At 40.4% G+C, this 8,674-nt stretch carries 7 protein-coding genes; 6 read left to right on the top strand and 1 reads right to left on the bottom strand.

The genetic code is table 11. The annotated features are described in order from the left end of the window. From JWR23_RS17535 to dnaK, 5 genes are all read left to right on the top strand, one after another. Positions 1-908, top strand: a 908-nt coding sequence (locus tag JWR23_RS17535; RefSeq protein ID WP_299517800.1) for a DNA-directed RNA polymerase subunit alpha, incomplete at its 5' end; no start/stop codon positions are given. A 188-nt stretch (positions 909-1,096) separates the two neighbouring features. Next, the gene (rplQ, locus tag JWR23_RS17530) at positions 1,097-1,702 is read left to right on the top strand and encodes a 50S ribosomal protein L17 (protein WP_299517798.1); all 606 of its coding nucleotides are present in this window, start codon (positions 1,097-1,099) and stop codon (positions 1,700-1,702) included. A gap of 131 nt (positions 1,703-1,833) precedes the next feature. After that, positions 1,834-2,112 (top strand): type II toxin-antitoxin system RelE/ParE family toxin, encoded by a 279-nt coding sequence (locus JWR23_RS17525; protein WP_299517795.1) that lies wholly within the window; start codon positions 1,834-1,836, stop codon positions 2,110-2,112. 11 nt (positions 2,113-2,123) lie between these two features. Then, a complete protein-coding gene (locus JWR23_RS17520; RefSeq protein WP_299517792.1) occupies positions 2,124-2,420 on the top strand; it encodes a HigA family addiction module antitoxin in 297 nt (98 codons plus the stop codon). A 315-nt stretch (positions 2,421-2,735) separates the two neighbouring features. Further along, positions 2,736-4,649, top strand: coding sequence for a molecular chaperone DnaK (dnaK, locus tag JWR23_RS17515; RefSeq protein ID WP_299517790.1), 1,914 nt, complete (start codon positions 2,736-2,738; stop codon positions 4,647-4,649). Between the two features lie 381 nt (positions 4,650-5,030). Here the strand turns inward: dnaK and JWR23_RS17510 are convergent, their stop codons facing one another. Beyond that, positions 5,031-7,292: a glycoside hydrolase family 31 protein gene (locus JWR23_RS17510; RefSeq protein ID WP_299517788.1), complete on the bottom strand. Its 2,262-nt coding sequence runs from the start codon at positions 7,290-7,292 to the stop codon at positions 5,031-5,033. A 150-nt stretch (positions 7,293-7,442) separates the two neighbouring features. Between JWR23_RS17510 and JWR23_RS17505 the strand changes: the two genes are divergently transcribed. Then, the gene (locus JWR23_RS17505; RefSeq protein ID WP_299517786.1) at positions 7,443-8,615 is read left to right on the top strand and encodes a hypothetical protein; all 1,173 of its coding nucleotides are present in this window, start codon (positions 7,443-7,445) and stop codon (positions 8,613-8,615) included. Positions 8,616-8,674: the final 59 nt, after the last annotated feature.

Here is an 8,674-nt window from a genome sequence, read left to right as displayed (position 1 = left end):
TAGAACCAGGCTTTGGTATAACCATTGGTAATGCGCTACGTCGTATATTACTTTCATCGCTTGAAGGTTATGCAATTACTTCTGTACGTTTCTCAGGCGTAATGCATGAGTTTTCAACTATAAAAGGGGTTGTTGAAGACGTTACCGAGATCATATTAAACTTAAAACAAGTTAGGTTTAAAAAGACCGGTGAGTCTGGCGACAGTGAAAAAGTTTTCGTGATCATCAACGGTCAGGATACTTTTAATGCCGGTGATATAACTAAATTTTCTAACAACTTTACTGTTTTAAATCCTGATTTGGTTATCTGCAATATGGATTCATCAGTAACGCTTGAAATTGAATTTACGATCAATAAAGGTCGTGGTTATGTTGCAAGCGAAGAAAATAAAAATCCGGATGCGAATGTTGGTGTAATAGCTATTGATTCTATCTACACCCCAATCAAAAACGTAAAATACACTATCGAGAACTATCGTGTAGAGCAAAAAACCGATTACGAGAAATTAGTATTGGACATTGCTACTGATGGTTCAATTCATCCTGAAGACGCGTTGAAAGAAGCTGCTAAGATCCTGATCCAGCACTTTATGTTGTTTAGCGACGAGAACATGATGCTTGAAGCACAAGCTAAAGAAGAAACTAAAGAAGTTGACGAGGAAATTTTACACATGCGTAAGATCCTTAAAACTGAATTGGTTGATCTTGACCTTTCTGTTCGTGCATTAAACTGCTTAAAAGCAGCTGATATCCGCAGCCTGGCTGATTTGGTATCTTACGATGTAGCCGATATGTTGAAATTCAGAAACTTTGGTAAAAAATCGTTGACTGAAATTCAGGACCTGGTTAAATCAAAAGGATTATCTTTTGGTATGAACCTGTCGAAATTTAAATTAGACGAAGAATAATTTTAGTGGTTAGAGGTTAGAGATTAGTTGAATAGTCTTTAACCTCTAATCATTTATAACAAAGAGTAGTTATAGTGAGGCGATCTCACTAACTCCAAACGCAAATTTTTAACGGAGTATTTGCATAATTCCGCGGGCTTGACTGAAAAGCCGCCCAACGGTATGCACGTGCCACAAATAACAAAACAATGAGACACGGTAAAAAACACAACCACTTAGGCCGCACCACCAGTCACCGCAAAGCGATGCTGAGTAACATGGCTACATCGCTTATCTTACACAAGCGTATCACTACTACTTTAGCTAAAGCAAAAGCTTTACGCGTGTATGTAGAACCTATCCTAACTAAAGGTAAAGACGATACTACACACTCACGTCGTACCGTATTTAGCTACCTGCAGGATAAAGACGCGACAACTATTTTGTTCCGCGAAATTGCTGAGAAAATTGCTAACCGCCCGGGTGGTTATACTCGTATCGTTAAATTACAAAATCGTTTAGGTGATAATGCCGAAATGGCAATTATAGAGTTGGTAGATTATAACACAGTTTACGGTACAGATGCTGCACAAGCTGCCAAGAAATCAACACGTCGTCGTGGTGGTTCCGGCAAAGCAAAAGCTGATGCCCCTGTAACAGCAGCACCAGCTGCAAGCGCAGAAGTAACGCCTGCTGATGAATTTGAAGTTGCAGAAGCGCCTGTTGAAGATGCTGCAGTAGCAGAAGCACCAGCTGCCGAAGAAACTCCGGAAGCACCAGCTGCTGACGAAGAAAACGCAGAAAAAGGAGAATAAGCCCCCTCTAAATCTCCCCCGGTAGGGGAGACTTTAAAATTATATTAAAAACGCCCTGCTTAGTTGAGTGGGGCGTTTTTTTGTTTGTGTATTGCTTGACACGTGTTACGTAATGCGTTACATTTGTATTAATGATTGAAAGTATTAAGCATAAAGGTTTAAAGTTATTATGGGAGAAGGATGATACATCTAAATTACCTTCCACACAAATCTTTAAGATCAGGATGATTTTGACATTGCTTGACAACGCGGCAGATATAAAGGATATGAATTTCCCTGGTTCAGATATGCACATATTGAAAGGAAACATGGCAGGATTTTGGGCGGTTAAAATTAATGGGAACTACCGCCTGATATTTCGTTTTGAAAACGAAAATGCTTTCGATGTAGATTATATTGATTACCATTAAAAAATAAAATTATGATAAAGCGCGGCATGGCCCCGGCACACCCGGGGATGATATTAAAAGGACTTTACCTGGAACCTATGGAAATAACCATTACACAAGCGGCAAGTAAACTGGGTGTTGCCCGTAAAACACTGTCGCAATTGGTTAACGGCCATATGGGTGTTAGTGCAGAGATGGCTATCCGTTTATCAAAAGCATTAAACACAACGCCACAGTTATGGATGAATATGCAGCAAGGATATGATCTTTGGGTGGCAGAAAAGAAATCGGAAAGCATTCATGTTGTGCCTTTTGCTATTGCGTCGTGATAACAGAAACTACACGGTAGCAAATAATTAATTCTCTTTTTTTGTTAACGCTATACCTTGCGCTCGTTTGCAACAAGTGCTTAACGTAGTTTAGCATTTCCAAATGCGATACACGAGCGCAAGGTATATCATAAGTTTTTCTGCCAACCTGTCACCGTTTTTACACACATTTCTGACTAATTAATACCTTTCACCTTTCACCTTTCGCCTTTTACCCCTAATAATTTACCTTTTACCCCTAATAATTCTGCCAAACCCAAATTGGCACAAGCATTGTTAAACAGGTAATATAAACAATCAAGAAATTATAATCATATGTCTAAAATAATTGGAATCGACTTAGGTACAACAAACTCCTGCGTAGCTGTAATGGAAGGTAACGAGCCTGTAGTTATAGCAAACAGCGAGGGAAAACGTACTACGCCGTCAGTAGTGGCTTTTATCGACAACGGCGAGCGTAAAGTAGGAGATCCTGCCAAGCGTCAGGCTATTACAAATCCTACAAAAACTATTTCATCTATCAAGCGCTTTATGGGTAACCAGTTTAATGAGGTTACTAAAGAAGCGGCCCGCATGCCTTATACCGTAGTAAAAGGCGACAATAATACACCACGCGTAGAAATTGGCGATCGTAAATACACCCCGCAAGAAATTTCGGCAATGATCCTTCAGAAAATGAAGAAAACTGCTGAAGACTTTTTGGGTCATGAAGTTACCGAAGCGGTTATTACCGTGCCGGCTTACTTTAATGATGCACAGCGCCAGGCTACTAAAGAAGCCGGTGAAATTGCAGGTTTAAAAGTACGTCGTATCATTAACGAGCCTACTGCTGCTGCCCTTGCTTATGGTTTGGACAAAGCACACAAGGATATGAAAATTGCCGTATTTGATTGCGGTGGTGGTACACATGACGTTTCTATCCTTGAGTTAGGTGATGGCGTGTTCGAAGTAAAATCAACCGATGGTGATACCCACCTGGGTGGTGATGACTTTGACCAGGTAATTATTGACTGGATGGCAGACGAATTTAAAAGCGACGAAGGTGTTGATCTGCGTAAAGATCCAATGGCTTTGCAACGTTTAAAAGAATCTGCAGAGAAAGCTAAAATTGAATTATCAAGCTCGGCACAAACAGAAATTAACTTACCATACATTACTGCTGCCGATGGCATGCCAAAGCACCTTGTTAAAACTTTAACCCGTGCTAAATTTGAGCAGCTGGCCGACAGTTTGATCAAACGTACTATTGAGCCTTGTAAAACTGCTTTGAAAAATGCAGGTTACAGCATTGGCGATATTGACGAGGTTATTTTGGTGGGTGGTTCTACACGTATCCCCGCTATACAGGATGCAGTACAAAAATTCTTTGGTAAAGCGCCATCAAAAGGTGTAAATCCTGATGAAGTGGTTGCTATTGGTGCAGCTATTCAAGGTGGTGTATTAACCGGCGAAGTTAAGGATGTGTTGTTGTTAGATGTTACCCCATTATCATTAGGTATTGAAACTATGGGTGGTGTAATGACCAGGCTGATAGAAGCAAACACAACTATCCCTACCAAGAAATCAGAAACATTCTCTACCGCGTCTGATAACCAGCCATCAGTTGAGATACATATTTTACAAGGCGAGCGCCCTATGGCACAAGGTAACCGTACCATTGGCCGTTTCCACTTAGATGGATTGCCGCCTGCACCTCGTGGCGTACCACAGGTTGAAGTAACTTTTGATATTGATGCCAATGGTATATTACACGTATCGGCTAAAGATAAAGCTACCGGTAAAGAGCAAAAGATCCGTATTGAAGCGTCATCTGGTTTAACTGATGCCGAAATAAAGAAAATGAAGGACGAAGCTGAAGCTAACGCGGATGCTGATAAAGCGGCAAAAGAAGAAGTTGAAAAACTGAACAGCGCCGATGCCCTGATCTTCTCGACCGAGAAACAGTTGAAAGAATACGGTGATAAAATATCAGCAGATAAAAAAGCACCTATTGAAGAAGGTTTAGCAAAATTAAAAGCAGCTTATGCTTCTAAAAACCTGGCTGACATAGAGGTTGCTCAAAATGAGCTTAACACAGCCTGGACCGCAGCCTCTGAAGAGATGTACAAAGCATCGGCAGAAGGTGGACAACAACCGGGTGCTGACGCGGGTGCCGGAGCAGGTCCGCAAGATCACTCTGATACCGTAACTGACGTTGATTTTGAAGAAGTAAAAGACGACAATAAATAATTCTCAATATATTAGTAAAAGCCCTGTTCTGGTTTACCAGAACAGGGCTTTTTTGTTTTATATCCATCCCACGCGTCATTGCTGAGTATTCCACCTGGGTACAAGGAAACTATATAAAACGCATTGTCATTTCGAGCGGTAGCGAGAAATCTATACATTTCAATCGTCTGCTTAGCGCGTGTATAGATCTCTCCCTATGTTCGAGATGACAATTTAATTGTATTGATAATCAATAGCTTACCGCCGCGTCATTGCGAGGAACGAAGCAATCTCTACATAGGACAGTCAAGAAGAGTACGGTTTTTCTTATGCTTCAAACAAATATTTTCCTGACTGATTAGCAAGTGCAGAGATTGCTTCGTTCCTCGCAATGACGCTTAATTAGTAGGTTATACTAATAATCTCACTGCCATTCTCAAATTCACTACCTAAAACTCCTTCTTCAAATCCATGCCAAACAACCTCAACCTTTGAGTACTTAGACTGATAAATCCCCTCAACAGCAGAAAATATTATCTCTTTTTTCTGCGGATCAAAAACTATAGTGCGTTTATAGTAGGCCCCTTTCTGGTAATCGTAAGATGTGCCGTCATCCTCATAATAAATAAATTCATTGGATTGGCTACCGTTCCAGATATGGATAAACAATAAGCCATCGCCTTGCTCATTGGTGCTCTGTATGATGCTTTGCATGGGGATAATACCTCCTGCTTTTACAAATACCGGCAAATCTGTTAACGGGCATTGCACATTTATAACCTGTTTGCCTGTATATTTTTCGTCGCTGCTTAAACGATACCAATCGCCAGCAGGTAAATAAACATCAACGGTTTCTGCCGTACTTATAACCGGCGCTACTAATATCGAATCGCCAAATAAAAACTGGTTCTGATATTTAACATCAAAAATATTTTCATCAGCGGTATAGTCAATAGCCAGTGTGCGGCTTAAAGGTAAACCGGTTTGGGCAGACTGGTAAAAGCCCGAATAGATATAAGGCAGTAACTTATAGCGCTGCTCAATATCTTTTTTAATAACCTGCTCATTTTCCTCGCCCCATTGCCATGGCTCACGCATTACCATGCCTTTTGCGGCATGATTACGAAACATTGGGGTATATACACCCAACGAGTTCCATCGTACCATTAACTCAGGCGTTGGGTTGCCCATAAAGCCGCCAATATCCACACCTGTTAATGACATGCCCGTCAACCCCAAACTATTTACCAAACGCTGGCCAAACAGCATATGCTCATCTGTAGCAGCATTATCACCCGTCCACACGGCCGAATAGCGCTGTGTGCCGGCATAAGCAGCACGGGTGAGTATAAATGGGCGCTTGTTGTTTAAAATGCGTTTAGTGCCATTATAAGTGGCTCGTGCCATTTGCATGCCATACACATTTCGTATTTCGGGCATAAACTTCTCGCCAAATTTTACAAGCCACGGCATGTTTTGCCCCCAGGCTGCAGGCTCATTCATGTCGTTCCAAAAACCCTCAACACCCGGGCCGGTAAGCGCTTTAAAGGATACTCCCCACCATTCTCGCACCTCTTCATTTAAAAAATCAGGGAAATGGCAGCGGCCGGGCCAAACGCTGGCGGTAAATAGTTCGCCGTTAGGGTAGGTGGCAAAATAGTTATTGGCTACGCCTTCTTTATATTCCGCATATTCTTCGTCAATCTTAATGCCCGGATCAACAATAGTAACCAGGCGAAAATTAATTGCTTTCAGTTCGGCAATCATTCCTTTCGGATCAGGAAAGGTTTCTTTGTTCCAGGTGAATATTTTAAACCCGTCCATGTAATCAATATCACAATATATAACATCGGCCGGGATGTTCTTCTCCCTGAATTTGCGGGCAATAGCTAATACCTCATTAGCGCTCATATAGCTCCAGCGGCATTGCTGATAGCCCAGGCTCCACAACGGCGGCATTTCCATGCGCCCGGTTAGCCAGGTATAATCTTCTAAAATGTTTCGAATGCTTTGCGCGCCAAAAAAATAATAATTCATGTCGCCGCCATCGGCACCAAACCAGCTCATTTGCTCATCGGTAGTAGCACCAAAATCAAAATAGCTTTTATGGGTATTATCAAAAAACAAACCATAAGTAAGGCCGCTATGCAAGCCGATAAAAAACGGGAAGGTCTTATATAAAGGATCAGTAGTAATGGTATGCATGGCGGCATCTGTGTTCCAGTTTACATAGTTGCAGCCACGGCGATTAAGGTCGCCGGCCTTTTCGCCCAGGCCGATAAACTTTTCATCCGCATATAATTTGCGGTAGTTTATTACCCGTTCTGCCTGCCAGGTGGTACCGAAACGCGCATCATCCCCGCTTAACGCGTTTCCATCGGCTGTATAAAAATTAAAACGTAACGGATTTTTATTGATGACCAGCTTTAGTGCCGATGTAGATACTTCGATAGTATCAGTTAATTTCTGATAAGTAAATTTATCAAGTGGTTTTTCTATTACGGCGAATGAACTGTCTGCTTCATCAAAATTTTTACTGATACAAATCCGGATAATAGTTGGGCTATAAACCATAACCCGCGCCTGGGCTTGTGGGGTTTTAACAACTAACGCGCCATTTTGCTCAGTTACGGTATCGGCATTTCCTAATATTTCTACCTGCATATGTCTGTTTAACAGCTATAAGGTTTTTTTAGTTTGGAAAAGATAAAGAATAGTTAATATGGTGATTGTTTTATTGCAGATAAGGGTAAAAGATCTTTATTAATTATTATTAAAGACTTACATTAGCACTAACCAATCCTAACCACCACTATGAAATACTTCCTGAACTTTGTATTGCTATTTATAGCATTTAATGCTGCCGCGCAATCAAACTACCAAAACGGATTTATTGTTGACAAAAAAACCAATGATACCATACGTGGATTTATCGAATATAAAAACCCTGCGTATACCTTTCAAACCATTCTATTTAAAAGAACAAAAGAAACTAAAGAAGCAATTTTATGCACCCCCGCGGATATAAAAGCATTTTATATTGCTCCTTTTTATGCTTATGTAAGTTATGAGGGCCGCGTAAGTGATAATGATAAAGAAGTGCAGATATTTTTAGAGCAAAGACTTAAAGGAACCAACGCTACCTTATACTTTAATAAAGATGATAAAAAGACCCGCTATTTTTTAAAGGAAAAAAATGCTTTGCCGGTTGAGTTAACAGCCACAGGCTTTACCGGTAAGCTTAAAGAAACTTATTACCGGTACAACACGGGCAATAATAAGAAATTACTGGCCCTTGAAAGTACTGAATTTACATTAGCATCGCTGGAAGACGCTTTACATATAATTAATGATGATGTTCCTGATAAAGAATATACAGAAGCTACTTACCAGTTTTATGCCGGAGCATCAGTGGCTGCTGTATTTTCAAAAGCTTATAATGTGCTGGGCCGTATAAACGACATTAAAAGTACCGATATTTCTCCCAGAATTAGTGTGGGTGTTAGTTTGATGCATGATCCTACTGTACAAAAGTTTGTATTAAGGGGCGAACTGTCTTTTTCTTATTTAAAGCCGAGCTATACTTTTTCTTATAGTCCAAACGGTGTTAATACAATAGATAATAATACTTACAGGTATACTGCTTTTTCTATGGCGTTTACACCCCAGGTTATTTATAATATCTATAATTCAAATTCATTTAAATTATTTATAGGTGCGGGCATGGCTTTTAACCTTTCTATATATCAAACCAATGAGACTGATTATTATACTATAACCTCGTTTGCACCTTATACATTAACTCCTGCAACAGATTACAGTATTAAATATTCACCTTTTCTTGTTAATATCCCTTTCCAGGCCGGGGTGCAACTAAATCATAATGTAGAGGCAGCGGTTAATTATTCGCCGCGCCTTACTATGGGTTCGCAAACTAATCCTAAGTTTCAATCGGTTGGAGTAGCGGTACGTTATATTTTTAAGTAAATAGATCTACTAATCCATATTTCTGTCTCACTGCCACCCACCGTAATTTGCACATCTGC

The sequence above is a fragment of the Mucilaginibacter sp. genome (genome assembly GCF_028288205.1).
Lineage (GTDB): Bacteria > Bacteroidota > Bacteroidia > Sphingobacteriales > Sphingobacteriaceae > Mucilaginibacter.
The sequence above is the reverse complement of the archived record's forward strand: the minus strand, read 5'-3'. Positions and strand labels throughout refer to the sequence as shown.

What these genes read in the sequence shown, in the direction of transcription:
- rplQ (WP_299517798.1), top strand. Translation starts at nt 1,097, where the DNA reads ATGAGACACGGTAAAAAACACAACCACTTAGGCCGCACCACCAGTCAC.
- JWR23_RS17525 (WP_299517795.1), top strand. Translation starts at nt 1,834, where the DNA reads ATGATTGAAAGTATTAAGCATAAAGGTTTAAAGTTATTATGGGAGAAG.
- JWR23_RS17520 (WP_299517792.1), top strand. Translation starts at nt 2,124, where the DNA reads ATGATAAAGCGCGGCATGGCCCCGGCACACCCGGGGATGATATTAAAA.
- dnaK (WP_299517790.1), top strand. Translation starts at nt 2,736, where the DNA reads ATGTCTAAAATAATTGGAATCGACTTAGGTACAACAAACTCCTGCGTA.
- JWR23_RS17510 (WP_299517788.1), bottom strand. Translation starts at nt 7,292, where the DNA reads ATGCAGGTAGAAATATTAGGAAATGCCGATACCGTAACTGAGCAAAAT.
- JWR23_RS17505 (WP_299517786.1), top strand. Translation starts at nt 7,443, where the DNA reads ATGAAATACTTCCTGAACTTTGTATTGCTATTTATAGCATTTAATGCT.